Annotated in this window: 17 protein-coding genes; 8 read left to right on the forward strand and 9 right to left on the reverse strand. The window is 72.9% G+C overall.

Annotation, left to right across the window (positions count from 1 at the left end; translation table 11 throughout):
• Positions 1–1,463: 1,463 nt before the first annotated feature.
• A complete protein-coding gene (locus tag VGP36_19225) occupies positions 1,464–1,898 on the reverse strand; it encodes a MerR family transcriptional regulator (GenBank protein HEV7656847.1) in 435 nt (144 codons plus the stop codon).
• Between VGP36_19225 and ahcY the strand changes: the two genes are divergently transcribed.
• The gene (ahcY, locus tag VGP36_19230; protein HEV7656848.1) at positions 1,897–3,168 is read left to right on the forward strand and encodes an adenosylhomocysteinase; all 1,272 of its coding nucleotides are present in this window, start codon (positions 1,897–1,899) and stop codon (positions 3,166–3,168) included. The genes VGP36_19225 and ahcY overlap by 2 nt on opposite strands.
• 1 nt (position 3,169) lies before the next feature.
• Here the strand turns inward: ahcY and VGP36_19235 are convergent, their stop codons facing one another.
• Complete coding sequence (locus VGP36_19235) at positions 3,170–4,114, reverse strand: RDD family protein (protein HEV7656849.1); 945 nt, start codon at positions 4,112–4,114, stop codon at positions 3,170–3,172.
• A 29-nt stretch (positions 4,115–4,143) separates the two neighbouring features.
• Between VGP36_19235 and VGP36_19240 the strand changes: the two genes are divergently transcribed.
• Positions 4,144–5,136: a stage II sporulation protein M gene (locus tag VGP36_19240; protein ID HEV7656850.1), complete on the forward strand. Its 993-nt coding sequence runs from the start codon at positions 4,144–4,146 to the stop codon at positions 5,134–5,136.
• Between the two features lie 16 nt (positions 5,137–5,152).
• Entirely contained in the window at positions 5,153–5,728 is a 576-nt protein-coding gene (locus VGP36_19245; GenBank protein ID HEV7656851.1) for an AAA family ATPase, read from the forward strand.
• Between the two features lie 30 nt (positions 5,729–5,758).
• On the opposite strand, the gene VGP36_19250 is transcribed toward VGP36_19245, so the two are convergent.
• The 5 genes from VGP36_19250 to VGP36_19270 form a co-directional block, all read right to left on the reverse strand.
• Positions 5,759–7,045 (reverse strand): DUF58 domain-containing protein, encoded by a 1,287-nt coding sequence (locus tag VGP36_19250; GenBank protein HEV7656852.1) that lies wholly within the window; start codon positions 7,043–7,045, stop codon positions 5,759–5,761.
• 10 nt (positions 7,046–7,055) lie between these two features.
• Positions 7,056–7,985, reverse strand: a complete 930-nt coding sequence (locus VGP36_19255; GenBank protein ID HEV7656853.1) for a MoxR family ATPase — start codon at positions 7,983–7,985, stop codon at positions 7,056–7,058.
• Between the two features lie 779 nt (positions 7,986–8,764).
• Positions 8,765–10,006 (reverse strand): DUF4350 domain-containing protein, encoded by a 1,242-nt coding sequence (locus tag VGP36_19260; protein HEV7656854.1) that lies wholly within the window; start codon positions 10,004–10,006, stop codon positions 8,765–8,767.
• Complete coding sequence (locus VGP36_19265; protein HEV7656855.1) at positions 10,003–10,689, reverse strand: DUF4129 domain-containing protein; 687 nt, start codon at positions 10,687–10,689, stop codon at positions 10,003–10,005. The genes VGP36_19260 and VGP36_19265 overlap by 4 nt, the downstream gene beginning before the upstream one ends.
• Positions 10,686–11,588, reverse strand: a complete 903-nt coding sequence (locus VGP36_19270) for a hypothetical protein (GenBank protein HEV7656856.1) — start codon at positions 11,586–11,588, stop codon at positions 10,686–10,688. The genes VGP36_19265 and VGP36_19270 overlap by 4 nt, the downstream gene beginning before the upstream one ends.
• A gap of 283 nt (positions 11,589–11,871) precedes the next feature.
• On the opposite strand from VGP36_19270, the gene mtrA reads away from it, so the two are divergent.
• The 3 genes from mtrA (at position 11,872) to VGP36_19285 (ending at position 16,093) form a co-directional block, all read left to right on the forward strand.
• Positions 11,872–12,549: an MtrAB system response regulator MtrA gene (gene mtrA / locus VGP36_19275; GenBank protein ID HEV7656857.1), complete on the forward strand. Its 678-nt coding sequence runs from the start codon at positions 11,872–11,874 to the stop codon at positions 12,547–12,549.
• A gap of 101 nt (positions 12,550–12,650) precedes the next feature.
• Complete coding sequence (mtrB, locus tag VGP36_19280; GenBank protein ID HEV7656858.1) at positions 12,651–14,360, forward strand: MtrAB system histidine kinase MtrB; 1,710 nt, start codon at positions 12,651–12,653, stop codon at positions 14,358–14,360.
• Positions 14,357–16,093, forward strand: a complete 1,737-nt coding sequence (locus VGP36_19285) for an LpqB family beta-propeller domain-containing protein (protein ID HEV7656859.1) — start codon at positions 14,357–14,359, stop codon at positions 16,091–16,093. The genes mtrB and VGP36_19285 overlap by 4 nt, the downstream gene beginning before the upstream one ends.
• Positions 16,094–16,203: 110 nt before the next feature.
• Here VGP36_19285 and VGP36_19290 read toward each other — a convergent pair whose 3' ends face one another.
• Positions 16,204–16,917 (reverse strand): hypothetical protein, encoded by a 714-nt coding sequence (locus tag VGP36_19290; GenBank protein ID HEV7656860.1) that lies wholly within the window; start codon positions 16,915–16,917, stop codon positions 16,204–16,206.
• A gap of 313 nt (positions 16,918–17,230) precedes the next feature.
• Here VGP36_19290 and raiA point away from each other — a divergent pair, with 313 nt between their 5' ends.
• Both raiA and VGP36_19300 read left to right on the forward strand, forming a co-directional pair.
• A complete protein-coding gene (gene raiA, locus VGP36_19295; GenBank protein HEV7656861.1) occupies positions 17,231–17,830 on the forward strand; it encodes a ribosome-associated translation inhibitor RaiA in 600 nt (199 codons plus the stop codon).
• 111 nt (positions 17,831–17,941) lie between these two features.
• Positions 17,942–18,655, forward strand: coding sequence for a response regulator transcription factor (locus VGP36_19300; GenBank protein ID HEV7656862.1), 714 nt, complete (start codon positions 17,942–17,944; stop codon positions 18,653–18,655).
• Between the two features lie 11 nt (positions 18,656–18,666).
• On the opposite strand, the gene VGP36_19305 is transcribed toward VGP36_19300, so the two are convergent.
• Entirely contained in the window at positions 18,667–19,734 is a 1,068-nt protein-coding gene (locus VGP36_19305) for a GNAT family N-acetyltransferase (GenBank protein ID HEV7656863.1), read from the reverse strand.
• Positions 19,735–19,807 lie beyond the last annotated feature (73 nt).

Raw genomic sequence — 19,807 nt, forward strand, 5'->3', positions numbered from 1 at the left:
CGGGTCGGGTTCGCCCAGCGGTTCGTCCGGCGGCTGGGCGGCCGCAAGGCCAAGACCGTCGACGTCCTCCAACATCGCCGGACCCTCGTCGGCGAGACCCGCCGGATCGTCGTCGAGCTCCTCGACCGACTCCTCCGCGGCCGTCGGCGCCCCCAGCCCGAGCCCGACCTCGGCGTCCTGTCGATCGGCAGCACCCGGCACTCCCGCGCCCTGCGCCGGGATCCCGGGCGCGTCGGTGCTCGCGGCCTGGGTGGAACCGTCCAGAGTCGCGATCTCGTCAGCAGACCCGACCCATGCCACGTCCGGAGCACCCGCGGAAGCCAGCGGGCCGGCGCTCGGCGCCGGAACCCCCCGCGCGTCGGTGTCGCTCGCCGGGGACGACACGGCGCTCCGCGCCGGGACTCCGCGCGCATCCGCGTCGGAGGCGCCCATAGGCACGCTCTGCGCGCGAATCCCGTGGGCGCCCGTGTCCGCCGCGGGCTCCGGCCTAGCCCCCTGCGCCCCGTGCGCATCCGTGCCGGCGGTGAACGGAGACGCGCTCTGTGCGGGGCCGTGGGCGTCGGTATCGGCGGACGCCGGAGGCATCGCGCTCTGTGCGGGGATTCCGTGGGCGTCGGTGTCAGCCACAGGTGCCACAGCGTTCTGCGCCGGAATCCCGTGCGCATCTGTGTCGGCGGCGGCCGGAGGCGCGCTCTGGACGGGGACTCCGTGGGCGTCGGTGTCAGCCGCAGGTGCCGCCACAGCGTTCTGCGTCGGAATCCCGTGCGCATCCGTGTCGGCGGCGGCCGGAGCCGCGCTCTGCGCCGGAATCCCGTGGGGGTCGGTGTCAGCCGGGGGCGGCAATACAGCGCTCTGTGCGGGGATTCCGTGCGGGTCCGTGGCCGGCGCGGCTCCGGACAGCGGATCCGCCGCGCCGGTGTGCGCAGCACCCGGCCGACCCCTCGGCCGCGGCGCCACCGCCGTACCCGCCTCGTCGTCGACGGTGAACGCCCGCGGCGGCACCTCGACGAACGCGTCCGGCCACGTCGTCGCGCCCGACCGCGGTGCCGGCGGCCCGACCCGCGTCCCCCGGTCCAGCGCCCCGTACGCCGAGTGCAGCAGCCCGAGCGTGCCCCGCGCCGCCGACGCCGCCTCGTCCAGCAGCGCGGCCGTGCGCTCGGCCCGCAACCGCCCGAACCCGGCGATCATCGGGTCCTCGGGCAGGTGCCCCGGCACCGGCCGCAGCGCGTCGGCGAGGTCGGCGCAGGTGTCCGACAGCGTCCGGGCCGCGCTGATCAGCGCCTGCACCCGCTGCCGTACCTGTTCGAACGCCTCGTCGTCGGATCCGACCACCCCGGCGGGATCGTCGGCGGCCGAGCCGAGCACGTCGCTCAGGCGTTCCTGCACGTCGCTCCCGTCGCGGTCGGGGAAGGGCCGGGAAGTCCCGGGTGTCCGGCATACTCTCGCGCCCGCCGGGCCAAGGTTCAAGCCCGGGGCAAGATCGAATTCCGCGACAGCAGCAGTCGCCGCGCCTTCTCCTGGTCGAAGTCGAGCGCGGCCAGCGACGACCGGCCGGGACCGGTCAGTTCGGACAGCCGGCGCACGTCGGCGTTGACCACCGGGTCGGTGATCGCCCGCAGCGCGAAGGCCAGCGCGGACGGGGTCACGTCGTACGACTGCTCGAGCGTGATCGCGTACGCCGCCGCCCGCATCGCCTCCTGGTCGTACCGGCGGTGGGTGCCGGGGGACCGGTGCGCGGGGAGCAGCCCGAGCGCCTCCCGATAGCGCAGCATGCGGGGTGTCGTCCGGAGCTGCTGTGCCGCAGCGGTGATGCTCAACACCCCTCCAATGAACCTTCTTGACATTGTGCTGTCAAGAACGGGGGCACCTCGCTGATCCGGAGTTAGCGTCACAGACATGACCGACTACCCGAAACACGACGTCACTGACCTGTCGCTGGCGGCCCAGGGCAAGGCGCGCATCGAGTGGGCGGAGCGCTCGATGCCGGTGCTGCGCCAGATCCGTGCGCGGTTCGAGAAGGAGCGCCCGTTCGAGGGCGTCACGCTCGCCGCGTGCATGCACGTCACCACCGAGACCGCGAACCTCATGCGGGCCCTCAAGGCCGGTGGTGCCGAGCTGGCGCTCTGCGCGTCCAATCCACTGTCCACTCAGGACGACACCGCCGCCGCGCTGGTCGCCGAGTACGGCATCAGCGTCTTCGCCCGCAACGCCGTGAACAACAGGGGCTACTACGAGCACATCAACGCCGCGCTCGACAGCCGCCCCGACTTCGTCTTCGACGACGGCTGCGACCTGGTCAACACCGTCCACACCTCCCGCAAGGAGCTGCTGGAGACGGTGAAGGCCGGCTGCGAGGAGACCACCACCGGCGTGATCCGGCTGCGCGCGATGGCTGCCGGCAACGCGCTGAAGTTCCCGATGGTCGCGGTGAACGACACCGACACCAAGCACATGTTCGACAACAAGTACGGCACCGGACAGTCCACTTTGGACGCCATCTTCCGGTCCACGAACACGCTGCTGGCCGGCAAGACCGTCGTCGTCGCCGGGTACGGCTACTGCGGCAAGGGCGTGTCCAGCCGGGCCAAGGGCATGGGCGCGAACGTCATCGTCACCGAGATCGACCCGACCAAGGCGCTGGACGCGACCATGGAGGGCTTCCGCGTCATGCCGATGGCCGAGGCCGCCCGCCTCGGCGACGTGTTCATCACCGTGACCGGCAACCGCGACGTCCTGCGGTCCGAGCACTTCGAGGTGATGAAGGACGGCGCGATCTTCTGCAACTCCGGGCACTTCGACATCGAGATCGACGTCAAGTGGCTCGAGGACAACGCCGCCTCGAAGAACTCCAAGGTCCGCCACCAGACCGACGAGTACGTCATGGCCGACGGGCGGCGGCTGCTGCTGCTGGCCGAGGGCCGGCTGGTCAACCTCGGCGCCGCCGAGGGGCACCCGGCCGCGGTGATGGACATGTCCTTCTCCGACCAGGCCCTGACCGCGGAGTGGCTGGCCGCCAACGCCGCCTCCCTGGCCCCGGGCGTCCTGGACGTGCCGGAGGAGATCGACAAGGAGGTCGCCCGGCTGAAGCTGGCGTCGATGCGCATCAGCCTCGACGAGCTGACCCCCGCGCAGGCCGAGTACCTCATCTCCTGGGAGACCGGGAGCTGAGCTACCGCGGCGGTTGCCTGTCGTAGAGGGAGGGCGGCACGTACGGCCCGGGTTGACCGGCGCCGTACGGAGCCGCCTGCCCCGGACCCGGCGCCCCGTACGGACCGGGGCCGCCGGCGTACCCGCCGCTCGGCATCGGCCAGCCCGGATACCAGCCCGGCGGCAGCCCCGGACGGCCAGCCGCCCGCAGCGCCCGGTCCTCCTCGCGGCGCCGCCGCTCGGCCAGGATCGCGGTCAGGTAGGCCCAGCCGGGCGTGCCCGGCGGCGGGTCGGGCGTGGTCCGCGAGCGCACCTCGTCGACCAGTTCGGCCGCCAGCGCCTCCCGCGCCATCGGCACCAGCTCCCCGGCCCGGTCCAGGAACTGCCGCACCGACAGCGCCAGCGCGTCGTCGAACCCGGCCAGGTCCAGCGTCGGGGCCCACGCGGCCAGCGGCGGCGGCATCACCGGTGTCCACAGTGGACGCGTCGGCACCCGCTCCTGCAGCACGACGGTTCCGGCGGCCATGTCGCCGAGCCGCTTGCCGCGGCTGGAGAACATCGCGACGACCATGCCGACCGCCGGTCCGATCGTGCCGAGGAAGATCCCGGGCCGCTCCAGCGCCAGCCCGACCAGACCGCGGACCAGCGCCTGCCGGAACGTGATCGGGCCGCCGTCGTCGCGCACGACCCGCAGCCCGAGCGCCATCTTGCCCAGCGAGCGGCCGCGGGTGAGCGTCTCCATCGCGACCGGGTAGACGAGGAAGACGAGCACGAGCAGCGAGACGGCGACGCCGCCCAGCAGGGCGTCGTCGGCGCCGGACAGGCCGGCCTGGAACATGATCACGAGGATCACCCCGTACGCGGCGGCCATCACCGCGAGGTCCAGCACCGCGGCGGTCAACCGCGACGGCAGCTGGGCCAGGCGGAGGTCGAGCGCGACAGCTTCACCGGTCACCACGTCGGACACGCGTACATCCTCCCGCATAGTCTTCGGCCGTGGACATCGACGCGTTCGTCGCCCGGCATTCGGGGGAGTGGCGCCGGCTCGAGGAGCTGGTGTCGCGGCGGCGGCTGACCGGTGCCGAGGCCGACGAGCTGGTCATGCTCTACCAGCGGACCGCGACGCACCTGTCCCTCGTCCGCACCCGCTCGCCCGACCCGGCCCTGGTCGGGCGGCTGTCCTCGCTGGTCGCCCGGGGTCGCAGCGCGGTCGCCGGCGGGTCCGCGCCGGCCTGGTCGGAGGTCCGGCGGTTCGTCGCGGTCACGTTCCCGGTCACCGTCTACCGGGCGTGGCCCTGGTGGTGCAGCGTGGCCACGGTGTTCTCGGCGATCTCGTTCGCGCTGATGGGCTGGGTCGCGTCGCACCCGGAGCTGTGGAACCGGATCGCGACACCGGACCAGATCCAGCAACTGGTGAACAGCGACTTCGCGACGTACTACTCGGAGCACCCGGCGCAGTCCTTCGCCTTCCAGGTCTGGACCAACAACGCGCTGGTCGCCGGCGGCACACTGGTGCTCGGCATCACGCTGGTCGGCTCGGTCTTCATCCTGTTGCAGAACGCGGCGAACGTCGGGCTGACCGGCGGCCTCATGATCGGCAGCGGCCGCGCGGACGTGTTCTTCGGCCTGATCAGCCCGCACGGGATCCTGGAGCTGACCGCGGTCTTCGTCGCTGCCGGGGCGGGGCTGCGGCTGGGCTGGGCCTGGGTCGACCCCGGGCGACTGCCGCGGGCGCAGTCGCTGGCCGCGGCCGGCCGGGAGGCGATCACGGTCGCGATCGGACTGGTCGGGGTGCTGCTGGTCAGCGGGGCGATCGAGGCGTTCGTGACGCCGTCGCCGCTGCCGACCTGGGCCCGGATCGGGATCGGGGTACTGGCCGAGGCGGCGTTCTTCACCTATGTCTTCCGCTACGGCCGGCGGGCGGCGCTGGCGGGCGAGACCGGGGACCTCGGTCTGGGCCTGCGTGAGGACGTCGCGCCGGTCTCATGATCATCGTTCCGGTCTCTTGATCATCGTCCTGAACGGCACGTCCTCGGCCGGGAAGACCAGCCTGGCGAAGGCGTTGCAGCGACGCTGGGACGGACCGTTGCTGGCCGTCGGGATGGACACCGTGGTGTTCGCGCTGCCCGGCCGGTGGCTGAACCCGCCGGGCTGGCACGAGGTCTTCGTCTACACCGGTTCGGGTGACTCGCTGCGGATCACCGCCGGCCCGCTGGGGGACCGGCTCATCGCGGGGCTGCACCGTTCGGTCGCGGCGCTCGCGGGCCAGGGCTTCGACGTGGTCGTCGACCATGTGCTGCTGTCGCCGTCGTGGGTCTCGGACCTGGCCGTCGCATTGGACGGGTTCCCGGTGTTGTCGGTGGGGGTGCGGTGCCCGCTGGAGGAGATCGTCCGCCGGGAGGCGGCGCGCGGTGACCGGACGCTCGGCCAGGCCCGGGCCCAGTTCGAGTCGGTGCACGCCTACGCCGCGTACGACGTCGAGGTCGACACGTCGCTCGGCGACCCGGACACCTGCGCAACCGGCGTCGCCCGTGCCGCTGCCGCTCACACGCTGCCGACCGTCCTCGCCACCCGCCTCTGACCCGTGACGCGTTCCTGGCTCGCCCTTGGTTCAGAGGCGGCCGGCCGCTTTGAGGGCCAGGTACTCGTCGGCGACGGCGGAGGCGAACGTATCCGCCGGCGCGTCGACCAGCAGCACCCCGCGCCGCCGCAGCCGGCTGATCACCCGCCGCCGCTCGGCCAGGGTCCGTTCCGCGGCGGCCGCGTCGTACACGGCCTCGGTGTCGCCGCGTCGCCCGGCCAGTTCCGCCACCCGCGGGTCGCCGACCGCGGCGAGCACGACCGTGTGCCGGGCGGTGAGCCCGGCGAGCACCGGCAGCAGCCCCTGCTCGATCGGCTCGGCGTCGAGAGAGGTGAACAGCACGACCAGAGCGCGCTTCCGCTCCCGCCGCAGCACCTCGGCCACGATGAGCCGGGCGTCGGACTCGACCAGCGCGGGCTCCAGCGGCGCCATCGCCTGCACCAGCCTCGGCAGCACCTCGTTGCGGGAGGCGCCTTCCACCGACGCGCGGACCACCGAGTCGGCGGCGAGCAGGTCGACCCGGTCTCCCGCCCGCGCGGCCACCGCCGCGAGCAACAAGCAGGCATCGAGCGCGGCATCAAGTCGCGGCGTGTCCCCGACCCGCGCCGCCGACGTACGCCCGGTGTCGAGCACGCAGACCAGCCGCCGGTCCCGCTCCGGTCGCCAGGTGCGTACGACGACGTCACCGCGTCGTGCTGTCGCCCGCCAGTCGATGGAGCGGACGTCGTCGCCGTCGACGTACTCCCGCAGCGAGTCGAACTCGGTCCCCTGCCCGCGGCGGTTCAGCGCGACCGCGCCGTCGAGCTCGCGGAGCTTCGCCAGCTTCTCGGGCAGGAACTTCCGGGACGCGAACGGCGGCAGCACGCGAACCGACCAGGGCACCCGGTGCCGCCGCTGCCGGCCGGCCAGCCCGAGCGGGCCGACTGACCGGACGGTGACGTGCGCGGCGGTCCGGTCTCCGCGGCGGGTCGGGGTGAGGGTGCTGACCAGCCGGCGCCGCTCGCCCGGCGGGATGTCGACCCGCTGCGTCCGTGGGGACGCTCCGGCCGACGGCAGCCAGGCGTCCCGCACCAGTCCGCGGACCCGCCGCCGGCCGCCGTTGGTGACCAGCAGCGTGACCTCGACCGGCTGGCCGAGCCGGGTGCTGGTGGCGCCGGTGCGTTCCAGCTGCAGGTCGGCGATGCGTCCGGCCAGCGCCACGTCGACCGCGATGCCGACGAGCAGCAGCGCCACGACGGCGAGCACCCACACCGTCCCGACCGGCGCGAGCAGCGCGGCCAGGGCGGCGACGAGCGCCGTGCGTCCGGTGATGGCCATGACCGGTTCGCTACCGGGGCGCCGGCACCGAGGCGAGCACGCTGTCCAGCACGCCGTCCGCAGTGACGCCCTCGAGTTCGGCCTCGGGCCGGACCGCGACCCGGTGCCGCAGCGTCGGGCGGGCGAGCGCCTTGACGTCGTCGGGGGTCACGTAGTCCCGCCCGGACAGCCAGGCCCACGCCTTCGCGGTCGACAGCAGCCCGGTCGCGCCGCGCGGCGACGCCCCGAGCGACAGGGATGGGGACTGGCGGGTGGCCCGGCAGAGATCCACCACGTACGCCAGCACCTCGGCCGCCGCCTGCACTCCCCGGACCGCTGCCCGGCCCGCGGCGAGGTCGGCGGCATCGGCCACCTTGGTCACACCGGCGGCCCGCAGGTCGCGCGGGTCGAACCCGCGGTGGTGGTTGTTGAGCACTCGGAACTCCTCGTCCCGGGACGGCAGCGGAACGGTCAGCTTGAGCAGGAACCGGTCCAGCTGGGCCTCGGGCAGGGGATAGGTGCCCTCGTACTCGATCGGGTTCTGGGTCGCGACCACCACGAACGGGTCCGGCAGCATCCGCGGCTCACCCTCGACCGAGACCTGCCGCTCCTCCATCGCCTCCAGGAGCGAAGCCTGGGTCTTCGGCGGCGTCCGGTTGATCTCGTCCGCCAGCAGCAGGTTGGTGAACACCGGTCCGGGCCGGAACGAGAACTCGGCCGTCCGGGCGTCGTAGATGAGCGAGCCGGTCACGTCGCCGGGCATGAGATCCGGGGTGAACTGCAGCCGCTTGGTCTCCAGCGCCAGCGACGCCGACAGCGCCCGCACCATCAGCGTCTTCGCGACCCCCGGTACGCCCTCGAGCAGCACGTGCCCGCGGCAGAGCAGCGCGATCACCAGGCCGGTCACGGCGGCGTCCTGACCGACGACGACCTTCCCGACCTCGGCCCGCAACCGGTTCAGCGCCGCCCGCGCCCGCTCGCTGTCCGCGGCCGCAGCGCCGGAGGTGCCGCCGTACCCGCCCTGCGCTCCCGCCGGCTGTCCCGCCGTGGATCCGCTGTACGACGGGGGCTGGGTCGCGCCGCCGTACCCGTCGGCGGTCGGGGGCTGCGCGCCGCCATGCCCACCGACGCCCGAGGGCGCAGCAGCACCGCCGGTGGTCGAGGGCCGTGTGCCGCCGTACCCGCCGGGAGCCGGGGGCGCCGCAGCACCACCGGTGGTCGGGGGCTGCGCTCCGCCGTGCGCACCGCCAGCCGAGGGCGCGCCAGCACCACCGGTGGTCGGGGGCTGCGCGCCGCCGTACGGACCGGCGGCCGGTGGCGCCGCGGCACCGCCGGTCGCCGGAGGCCGGGCCGACGCGCCACCCGTGGCCGGGGGCTGCGTCGTACCTCCGTACCCGCCCGTGCCTGCGGGCGGCGCGGCGCCGTCGCCGTACGCACCCCGTCCGTCCGCCTCCCCACCGCGGCCTGCGCTCGGGCCGGAGCCGGACGCGGCCGCCGGCACCGACCCGGTCTGGGGCGAACCGGACCCATCTCCCGGATTCGTCCCGCCGTACTGTCCGCCGTTGCTCGTCTCTCTCCCCGTCGTCGTCCCACCCAACGGCGTCCCGCCCGTCGACCACCCCGTTCCGCCGGCCGCGGCACTGCCGTTTCCGTCCGCCGGTGTCGCGCCGGTCGCGGGCGTCGCCTGTCCGACCCGGAACGGGTCGGGCGAGGCGTCGTGGCCTGAGGTCGGCTGCTGGCTCACTGGTGCGGTCCCTCCGGGTCGAGCGTGTCGCGAACTATCGAGTCGAGTGAGTCGGCGAGCGCCACCAGCCCGGCGTCGTCCACCGGCGGCGGTCCGAACAGGGTGGCGAAGACGGCGGCATCCGGCTGGCCCGACCGCGAAGCGACCGCGGCCACCACGGCTCCAGGCGGGGGTTCCGCACCGGTCGGGGCGTCGATGCCGAGCCGCGGCACCATCCGCGCCAGCGCGCCCGAGCGCAGCGCATCAGCGGCCCGGTCTCGTGCTTGCGCCCGGCGGTACAACCGGGATCGGCCTTCGACCGCTTCCGCGGCTCGAACCACGACCGGCAGCGGCTCGACCACCGGCGGCCCGAGCCGACGTCCGCGCCAGAGCGCGAGCAGCAACCCCGCGAACGCCAGTTCCAGCAGGGCCGGCAGGACCCAGTCCGGGAGAATCGACGACGTCGACTCCCCGTCCGACGACGCGCCCGGCGACGGGACCAGCCAACGCAGCTGGTTCGCGCTGCCGTCACCGCCGAGGAGGTTCAGCCCGAGCGCGGCGTTTCCGTCCTCGTCCAGCCGGTCGTTGGTGAGCATCTCGCCGGTCCCGAGCACGACCAGCCGCGCACCACCACGGGTCGCCGCGACGACCATCGGCGCCGCGTCCGCGTCGCCGTAGCAGCGGGTGCCGGTCTCCGACTCGTACGTACGCCCGCCGATCAGCGCGTCTCCCGCCGCCGTCGCGGCCGCGTCGTCGCATCCGGGCGACCGGACGTCCGTCGTCTCGAACGAGGACGTCCGGATCCCGCCGGCGATCGTGTCGAGCACGTCGGTGGAGGGGCTCACCAGGACGACGGTCCCCTGCGAGGCGTCACCGAGCACCCGCGCCGTGCTGTCGGTCAGCTGGCCCGGAATGCCGACGAACACGGCGTCACCAGAACCGAGATCAGTCGCGGCCGCGTCCGGATCGGTCACCCGTCGCACCTGTACGCCGCGGTCGCCGAGCAGCGTCGCCAGCGCCCGGCCGCCGTCCGGACCGGCGGCCTCCGGATCGAGGCGCCCGCCGGCGCCACGCGACTGCGCCAGGGCGACAGCGGTCGCGACGATGATGATCACGGCGGCGACCACGACCACCACCCGGTACCGCCGCCACAGCGTCCGGGTCGACGCGCCCGTGACGGTCGGCGCGGCGCCGCCCGCGGACTCTTCCTCGACGGGTCGGTCCTCGATCGCCGGTGGCGGCGCTTCCTGGATGCTCATCGCGGCGCCTGGTAGCCGGCCACGGCCGGTGCGGAGCTGGTGGTGACGACCAGGTGCGCGTCCCGGATCCGGTCGTCGGCCTGCCGGACCAGCGCGTCAGCCTGCGCGGTCGCCGCGCGCCCCCCGTACCAGATCTCGTCGAAGACGGTCGTCGCCGTGCGGAGGTCGGTGGCGATGGCGGGCACCGCCGTGCCGGCCTCGCGGGCGACCTCGTCCGCCGTCCGGCCGGGTCGCGGTTCGAGGACTCCTCGCGTCTCCAGCTCGCGGACGATCGCGCGCATCCGTTCCCGGACAGCCTCGGCGAACCGGCCGGCGGCCGCGTGTTCGTCGGCCCGCCGCCGGTGCTCGGCCGCATCCAGATGCCCGGACAGCTCCACGAGAGAGGACCCCGCTCGGACGCCGCGCCGTACGGGTCCCGTCCGCCAGATCACGATCGCCGCGACGGCGACCACGATCACCAGCAGGACGAGGAGCCCGAGGGAACCGCCCGGGGTCGCGCCGGTGATCCGATCCAGCAGCCGCGAGATCCAGTCGATCACCGCGTTGATCGCGCGGTCGATCGGCCCGGGCTCGTTCTGGTGGTAGATGCCCTTCGACAGCTCCCGCTCGGCTGCTCGCCGGGCCTCGTCACGGCCGACCGGCGCGGCGGCGGCGACCTGCGCGGCGATCCCCGCCCAGCTCACGGCGCACCACCCGGCGCGGGCCGGCGCGCTGCCACCATGCGCTCCTGCCGGCGCAGCACCAGGTCGAGCCCTTCCGCGCGCATCCGGCGGTCGATGTAGAGCAGCGCGAGGACACCGGCCAGGAACGGCGCGGTGATCATCCCGGCGACGATCCCGCCGATCACCGTCAGCGCGAGCACCACGACCGTCACGACGGGCTGGTCGTCGTCGTCCGCCCCGGTGGCGAACACGACGATGGCGCCGGCGATCTCGAACGGCACCGCGATGAGGAAGTTCATCAGGAAGCCGATCAGGACCGACAGCGTCCTGACCCACCACACCCGGATGAGACTCGGCCAGGCCAGCCGCCAGGACCGGCCCAGCGCCGCGAACGGGCCGATGCCTTCGAGCACCAGGGCCGGCGTGGTGAGCGCCCACGCGGCCCAGAGGATCAAGCCAGGCACCAGGAGGACGATCAGCCCGACGTACGGCAGGATCCCGGCGATCGCGGCGGCCACGACCAGCGCGCCTACCCGCCGCCGGATCCGGCGCCAGACGTCCGCCGCGCTCACGCTCCGGCCGAGGACGTCCTCGGAGACGACGACCACCAGCATCCCGGTGAGCACCGCCCCGACGACCGCAGCCAGCAGCGTGCCGACGATCCCGCCGAACCCGCCGATCGCCTGGATGGAGAGGGCCTGGTCCTCGAAGCTGCCGAAGGTGGGCAGCCCGTTGGTCACCAGTTCGACCACCAGCGACAGGAGTTGCTGGACGGTCACCAGCAGCGCTGCCAGCCCCACCGTCGCCCGCGGGTTGCGGCGGATCGTGGTGAAAGTCCCGTCGAGGATGTCGCCGATACTGAGCGGCCGCAGCGGGATGGCGTCGGACTGGGCGCGATAGATCGGTTCGGGTGCCTGCACCGAACCGGGCGAAGGCCGGAATCCGCCTGGTGCTGCCCCGGGTGCGCCGCTGGTGTCGGGCGCCGACCAGGGTGCCGGCGACGCCGAATCCGGGCCGTGGACGGCACCGTCCAGGCCCTGCTCCTGGCTCATCGGCGCTCTTCCGCCTCCCGTGCCGGTCGGTGCGCCTGGGCGCCGGTCGGACCATGGTGTCACGCTGCCGCTGACCTCCGTAGGCAGCCCGTGGGCACCCCGCTGCGGTGTAGTCCGACACACCCGGGCGGTCGGGTGACAACATGTAGGTGTGAAGGGACGCGTTCTGGTCGTCGATGACGACCCAGCTCTCGCAGAAATGCTCGGCATCGTTCTGCGCGGTGAGGGTTTCGACCCCGCCTTCGTCGCGGACGGTGGCCGTGCCCTGAACTCGTTCCGGGACGTCAAGCCGGACGTGGTACTGCTCGACCTGATGCTGCCCGGGCTGAGCGGCATCGACGTCTGCAAGCTCATCCGGGCCGAGTCCGGTGTACCGATCATCATGCTCACCGCCAAGAGTGACACTGTCGACATCGTGCTGGGCCTGGAGTCGGGGGCGGACGACTACGTCGTCAAACCCTTCAAGCCGAAGGAACTGGTCGCCCGGATGCGGGCCCGGCTGCGCCGGACCGACGAGCCGCCAGCCGAGTCGCTCGCGATCGGGGACGTGGCGATCGACGTTCCCGGCCACTCGGTGTCCCGGGCCGGCGTCCCGATCCCGCTGACGCCGCTCGAGTTCGATCTGCTGGTGGCGCTGGCCCGTAAGCCGCGCCAGGTCTTCACCCGCGAGGTGCTGCTCGAGCAGGTGTGGGGATATCGGCACGCGGCCGATACCCGGCTGGTCAACGTGCACGTCCAGCGGCTGCGGTCGAAGGTCGAGCGCGACCCCGAGCACCCGGAGATCGTGCTCACCGTCCGGGGCGTCGGGTACAAAGCCGGCCCGCCATGACCGTGGAGCCGCGGGCGGACGCCGACCCGGTGCCTCCACAACCACCTGGGGCGTCCAGGCCATCTGGCCGGACGGTTCCGCTCGAGGCCGCCCTGTCGATCGTGCGCTCCCTCTCGGCTCTCGGTGGTACGACGGCGGCCCGACCGCCGCGGATCGACGTGCTCGGCGATCCCGATGCGGACCGACCGGCATCGCGGCTCCGGCGGGCGTGGATCGCCACCCGCTACACGGTCGCCAACTGGGTTCGCTGGGCGGTCGAGCGCTGGCGCCGGTCGCTCCAGCTCCGGGTGGCCGCGACGACAGTGCTGCTGTCCGGCTTCGTGGTGGTCGTCGTCGGCATCCTCTCGGTCGGCGCCATCAGCGCCGGCGTCCTCGACGGCAAGCGGAAGGCCGCCCACGCCGAGGTCGCCAACGGCGTGCGGGTGGCGCAGGGGCAGCTGGCCGCCTCGGCGCCGCAGGACAGCCGCAGCCTCGACCGCTCCGGCGAAGCGGTCCGCAGCTCGGTCGCCAGCCGCGGTGCCGCCGCCGGCCTCTTCTCCATCGTCGTGATCTCGAAGAGCTCCCCGCCGTACGTCTCTGGCTTCGCCTCGGCCGGCGACATACCCGAGGACCTGCGTCAGCAGGTCGAGCAGGGTCGCTTCGCCGACATGTACTCGCCGGTGCAGGCCGGCGACGGCACCTTCACCAAGGGGCTCGTCGTCGGGGCGCCGGTGACCCGGCAGCCCGACTCGGTGCAGCTCTACTACCTGTTCCCGCTCGAGGCCGAGCAGCGGACGCTCACGCTGGTCCGCAACACCGTGCTGCTGACCGGGATCCTGCTGGTCGTGTTGCTCGCCGCGGTCGCGTTGATGGTGACCCGCCAGGTTGTCCGGCCGGTCCGGGTCGCCGCCGAGGTCGCCGAGCAGTTCGCTTCCGGCCGGCTGCGCGAGCGGATGCAGGTGCGTGGCGAGGACGACCTGGCGGCGTTGGCAGCGGCATTCAACGACATGGCGGACAGCCTTCAGGGCCAGATCACCAAGCTGGAGGAGATGTCGCGGCTGCAGCGCCGCTTCACCAGCGACGTGTCTCACGAGCTACGCACCCCCCTCACGACGATCCGGATGGCCACCGACCTGTTGCACGCGGCGCGGTCCGATTTCGAGCCGCACGTCGCCCGTTCGGCCGAGCTGCTGCAGGCCGAGCTCGACCGATTCGAGTCGCTGCTGGCCGACCTGTTGGAGATCAGCCGGTACGACGCGCACGTCGCCGTCCTCGAACCTGATCCGATCGACCTGCGCGGCCTGGTCCGCAGCTCGGTCGACGCGGTGGCCGCTGTCGCCGAGCGCGCGTCGGTCCAGGTCCACGTCGACATGCCCGACGGTCCTGTGGTCGCGGACGTGGACGGCCGGCGGGTCGAGCGGATCCTGCGCAACCTCCTGGTCAACGCCGTCGAGCACGGCGAGGGCGGGTCGGTCGAAGTGGCGCTGCGTGGGGACGGACAGGCGGTGGCGGTGACCGTGCGGGACCACGGCGTGGGGCTGCGGCCGGGCGAGGCCGCGCTGGTCTTCGACCGGTTCTGGCGGGCCGACCCGTCCCGGGACCGGCGTACCGGTGGCACCGGCCTCGGCCTCTCGATCAGCCTGGAGGACGCGCGGCTGCACGGCGGCTGGCTGCACGCCTGGGGACGTCCGGGACACGGTGCGCAGTTCCGCCTCACGCTGCCGGTGCACAGCGGCGAGAAGGTCGTCGCCTCGCCGCTGCCCATCGAGCCGGCCGACGTCACCCGCCCCACCGGCCCCGGCCGGCGGATCATCGCGCCGTGGCCGGCATGAGCCGGCACCTCGCCGGTCGCCGCGCCGGCGCCGCGCTGCTGACCCTCGTCGCAGCGATGCTGGTCAGCACCGGCTGCGCGAGCATCCCGAGTTCTTCCCGGCCGCAGGTCATCGCCGAGTCGGTGCCCGCGGCCTCGCCGACTGTCGATGACGATCCCCGCTACGACGAGATCGTGCCGCGGCAGGGCGAGACGCCCGAGGACATCGTCCGCGACTTCCTGCGGGCGAGCGGCAGCTTCGACCGGAACCACGCGCGAGCCCGGGCGTATCTCACTAGCGTCGCCAACGCCGGCTGGAAGGACGGGAGCGGCGCCTCGATCCTCGAGGACGCGCCGTATCTCGACACCCGCAACGGCGGCGCGGTCCTGATGACCGCCCAGCAGCAGGGGCGCCTGGACGACGCCGGCTCGTACGTCCCGGGCACCGCTCCGTACCCATACTCCTTCCGGCTGAAGAAGGTCAACGGGAACTGGCGGATCGACAACCCACCGCCCGGGCTCCTCATCGAGTCGGCGACCTTCGACGTCGCCTACCGCCCCTACGAGATCTACTTCCTCGACTCGACCCGCACCCACGTCGTCCCCGACGTCCGCTGGTACGCCGCGGCCCAGGACACCCTGCCGAGCCTGCTCGTGACCGCGATCGAGCGAGGTCCCTCGCAGTGGCTCCAGTCGGCGGTCCTGTCCGACCTGGCCGGCATCGTCCTGAAGAACAACATCGAGCAGGAGAGCGACCGGGTCAAGGTCTACCTGACGGGCCTGGACGATCAGGCCGACACGTTGACCGCCGGCGGCTTCGCGCAACTGGTCTGGACGCTCGACCAGGTAGGGGTCGGCGGTGTCGAGGTGTATTCCGACGGCCGGCTGCTGGCCCCGCGGAATGCGCCCGGCCGGACCATGCAACAACTCAGCGACTGGCGGTCCTTCAACCCGGACGGCCTGAGCGCCGCCGCCATCGGGTACTACATCCGCGGCGGCGCAGTGTGGACCACGGCGGACAAGCCGATTTCCGGTGCGGCCGGACGCAGCACGTTCGATGCACTTTCCGTAGGTGTGTCGGTCGACCAGCGTTCGTTGGCCATCGTCCGGAAGACGTCCGGTGGCGAGGTGCTCTACGTGGGCGACGCCGGTTCCTTGCATCCGACGACCGTGATCGGCAAGTCGCTGACCAGACCGACGTGGGGTCCCGGCACACGGGAGGTCTGGACCGTCAAGGACGGCCGGGACGTGCTGCTGGTTCCGCTGAGCGGGGGGGCCGCCCGCGTCGACGTGACCAGGCTCGACCAGATCGGCAACATCCGCACGCTGGCGCTGTCCCGGGACGGCTCGCGGGTGGCGATCGTCGGCGGCGCCAAGGGCAAGGAGAGGCTCTGGATCGGTGTGGTCATCCGGGGCGGCGGACAGACCCGGATCGACCTGGCCCGGCAGATGAACGTCGGCGACGATCCTGTCATCGACGCGAGTTGGTCGGACTCGCTCAGCGTCGTCGCGCTGACACACACCAGCGGCCAGGACAGCAGCCTCTACTCCGTCGACGTCAGTGGCGCGACGGATCCGAGGCTGATCCCCACCACCGGTCTCCCCGGTCCGCCTGATGCCATCGCCGCCGGCCCCTCGCTGCCGCTGCTGACGATCGCGGCGGACGGGCTGTGGCGCACCCCGACCACGGACGACGCCTGGACGAGGGCGGTTGAGAAGCGCACGGGCGAGTCGGCGCCCGCGTACCCCGGCTGAGTCGGCCCACCGCCGTATCCGATTCATCCCGCACCTCCTCACGTCGCTCGCAGGACCAGTAGTACCAACCCCGTGTCACGGCCCCAAACCGTTGTCCACAGGCCGGAGCGTCATCCACAGATCGCGGATCCGGCCTTCCGCGGCCGGCGCACGACGGCGACGGTCATCGCGTGATCTCGCTTCTGACCGAGTTGGTCCTCCCGAGCCGTTGCGCCGGATGCGTCGACGCCCGCGGGCCGTTGTGCGTCCGGTGCGAGCCGTCGTTGTGCCGGCCGCGGCGGCACCGGCCAGATCCGGCACCGGAAGGACTGCCGCCACTGGCCATTGCCGCCGACTACGCCGGACCGGCTCGCGCCGCCCTGCTCGCCTATAAGGAGCGGGGCCGGCGGGACCTGGCCGGCGTCCTGGCTGGCGCCTTGGCCCTGTCCGTACAGGAGCTGGCCGACGGGCCGGTCTGGCTGGTGCCGGTGCCCTCGGCCGCGGTGGTCGCCCGGAAACGCGGCGGGCAGCACGTGCAGCGGCTGGCCGCGGGCGCCGCCCGGATCCTCGGCCGCACCGGGATGGTCGTCGAGGTCGCGCCGCTGCTCCGGCTCACCGCAGTCCGGCCGGACACCGCGAGCCTGAGCGCGGCGGAGCGGGAGATTGCCGCGGCCGGCAAGTTCACCGCTGACCCTCAGCGAGTCGCGGCTATCGGCGGAACTGCTCGGCTGCTGGTGATCGTTGACGATCTGGTGACCACCGGCAGCACCATCGCGGATGCCGCCCGAGCGTTGCGGACGGCGGGACTCGCGGTGGCCGGCGGCGCTGCGGTCGCGGGCACCCAACGTAGGAACCCTGGGTATCCAAATAACCGCGAGGCGTTACTATTCGTGGCTGTCAGACCGTACACAACATCAAGTTCTCAGCATCTTCGAGGGCAGATGGCGCGTAGGAGGAGCGCGAGCCGGGTAGCGCATCTGGGCGGCCGGGGGGTGTTCTCACCCGACCCGGCTCGGCTACCGTCAAGCAGGACCTGGGTAGAGGAGGCGTCACGCCGTAACCGGCTCTGGTACCGGTGGTGTGCCGCCCGCGGCGAGCGGAACTCGTCGCGGTGCGGAGCCGAGAGCGGCGGGCGTCCATCACCGCACAGGAGGTCGCGTGGACGTCGTGGTCAGGGGCCGCAACGTGGAGGTGCCGGAGCACTTCCGGCAGCACGTCGCGGAGAAGATCGAACGAGTCGAGCGGTACGACCACCGAATAATTCGTGTCGACGTGGAGCTCTACCACGAGCGCAACCCACGTCAGTCGCCATCCTGTCAACGGGTCGAGGTCACCTGCGCGACCCGCGGGCCGGTCATACGGGCGGAGGCCTGTGCCTCCGACTTCTACCGCGCACTGGACGCCGCGGTCGCCAAGCTGGACAGCCGCATGAGGAGAGCCGCCGACCGGCGGCGAGTGCATCGCGGTTCACGGACCCCCACCTCCGTGGCCGCCGCGACCGGCGGTCTCGGGGCGAACGGCGACGCCTCCCTGGCGACACTCGAACGGGCGGAGGCCGAGGAGCGCGAGGAGTTCGGCGGTCTCGTCGTCCGGGAGAAGGAGCACCCGGCCGAGCCGATGTCCATCGACCGTGCCCTGTTCGAGATGGAGCTGGTCGGGCACGACTTCTTCCTGTTCGCCGACGCCGAGAACGGGCGACCGAGCGTGGTCTACCGGCGCAAGGGCTACGACTACGGCGTGATCCGGCTCGTCGACTGACCTGGGCGTCTCCGGCCGGCCGGCTCCAGGGTCCGGTCGAGGTCGCGATGCCCTGGTTCTGGCAGACTGCGTCTCGGGGGCGCCGGGTGACCGGCGCGACAGAGTCGCACGATGCGGGGGCGATCGGTGACCGAGGACATGGAGCCGGATTCGGCTGGCCGGCCGGAGGCAATCCGGGTGCTGCTGGTGGACGACCATGCGCTGTTCCGGCGCGGTCTACGGGTGACGCTGGACCTGGAACCCGACATGGTCGTGGTGGGGGAGTCAGGGGACGGGACCGAGGCGGTCGAGCGGTCGATCGAGACGCTGCCGGACATCGTGCTGATGGACGTCCGGATGCCCCGTCGTGGCGGGATCGAGGCGTGCTCGGCGATCAAGGCGGCGGTGCCGTCGGCGAGGATCGTCATGCTCACGATGAGCGACGACGAGGGGGACCTCTACGACGCGATCCGGGCCGGAGCCAGTGGCTACCTGCTCAAGGACCTGCCGATCGACGAGGTGGCGCACTCGATCCGGCAGGTGATGACCGGGCAGTCGCTGATCAGCCCGTCCCTGGCCTCGAAGCTGCTGACCGAGTTCGCCGCGATGGCCAAGCGCGGCGACACCGTGCAGGTACCACCGAGCCCGCGGCTGACCGCCCGGGAGATGGAGGTGCTCCGGCTCGTGGCACGCGGGATGAACAACCGCGACATCGCCCGCGAGCTGTTCATCAGCGAGAACACCGTGAAGAACCACATCCGCAACATCCTGGAGAAGCTGCAGCTGCACTCGCGGATGGAAGCGGTGGTGTACGCGGTACGCGAGAAGCTGCTCGAGATCACTTGAGCACGCGCCGGTCAACCCGGCGGCAGCAGGCCGTAACGGGCCTCGTCGGTCCGGCCGCCGTCCGAGGTCGGCAGCCGCATCCGGGCGGTCCCTTCCGGCCGGAAGCCGGCCCGTTCGGCGACCCGCTGCGAGGCGTGGTTGCCGACCGCGGCGCCGAGCTCCAGCCGGGCGATGCCGGCCTGGAAGAACGCCCAGTCGGTGACCAGCCGGACGGCCCGGGTGGTCAGGCCGCGCCCTCGCCATCCGGCGCGCAGTCCGTAGCCGATCTCGGCGATGCGGAATGCCGGGACGGTCATCCGCAGGCCGAGCGAGCCGGCGCAGGCACCGCTCGCGCAATCCACGATCGCGAACCGGGCCTCGTTGCCGGCCAGCCAGGCCGCTGCGGTGCCGGCCACGAACAGCCGGACGTCCTGCTGCGTCCACAGCCGGGTGGTGGTCGACCACCGCTGCGATTCCGGGTCCAGCCGCTCGTCGAGCAGGGCGTCCTCGTCGCCCGGACGCAGCGGCCGGACCGCGACGACCCCGTCCGAGATCTCACCGACGTCCGGCAGCCCCCGTCGCACCGGAAGCGCGGGATCGCTCGCGAGCCGGCCGAAGACGATCGCGTCCGACCTGGTCCGGCCGGCCGGGAGCGCGGCGCGCAGCTGGCCCTCCCGACGGAAGCCGGCTGCCAACGCAACCCGCTGGGCCGGCTCGTTCGCGGTCGCGGCGAGCAGCTCCACCCGGACCACTCCGTGCCGGAAGGCCCAACCGCACATCCCCGAGACCACCTCGGTGCCGTGACCGCGCCGCCGGGCCCAGTCGGCGATCCAGACGTCCAGCCGCGCGGTCGTCGCCCGAGCGGGATCGAGGCAGAGGTCGGCCGCGCCGATCAGGCGGCCGGTGGTGCGTTCGGTCACCGCCGTCCGCATCCGGCCGCCGTCCCCGGCCGTTCCCCGGTCGGCCGCAGAACGGCCGTAGGACTCCGCGCCGCGGACCAGCAGCAGCTCATCGGCATCCTGGGCGCGCAGCGGTCGCAGCAGCAGCCGTGGGGTCTCCACCTGCGCCGAAGACCAGCCCACCCCCGCGTACCCGGTCACGCTTCCTCCTCGTCCCGCTCGCGCGGAAGCCGTGCGAGCCCTACTTCCGGCACGGAAGGGACCATCCGTCCGT

Source organism: Mycobacteriales bacterium (assembly GCA_035995165.1).
Classification (GTDB): Bacteria; Actinomycetota; Actinomycetes; order Mycobacteriales; family CADCTP01; genus CADCTP01.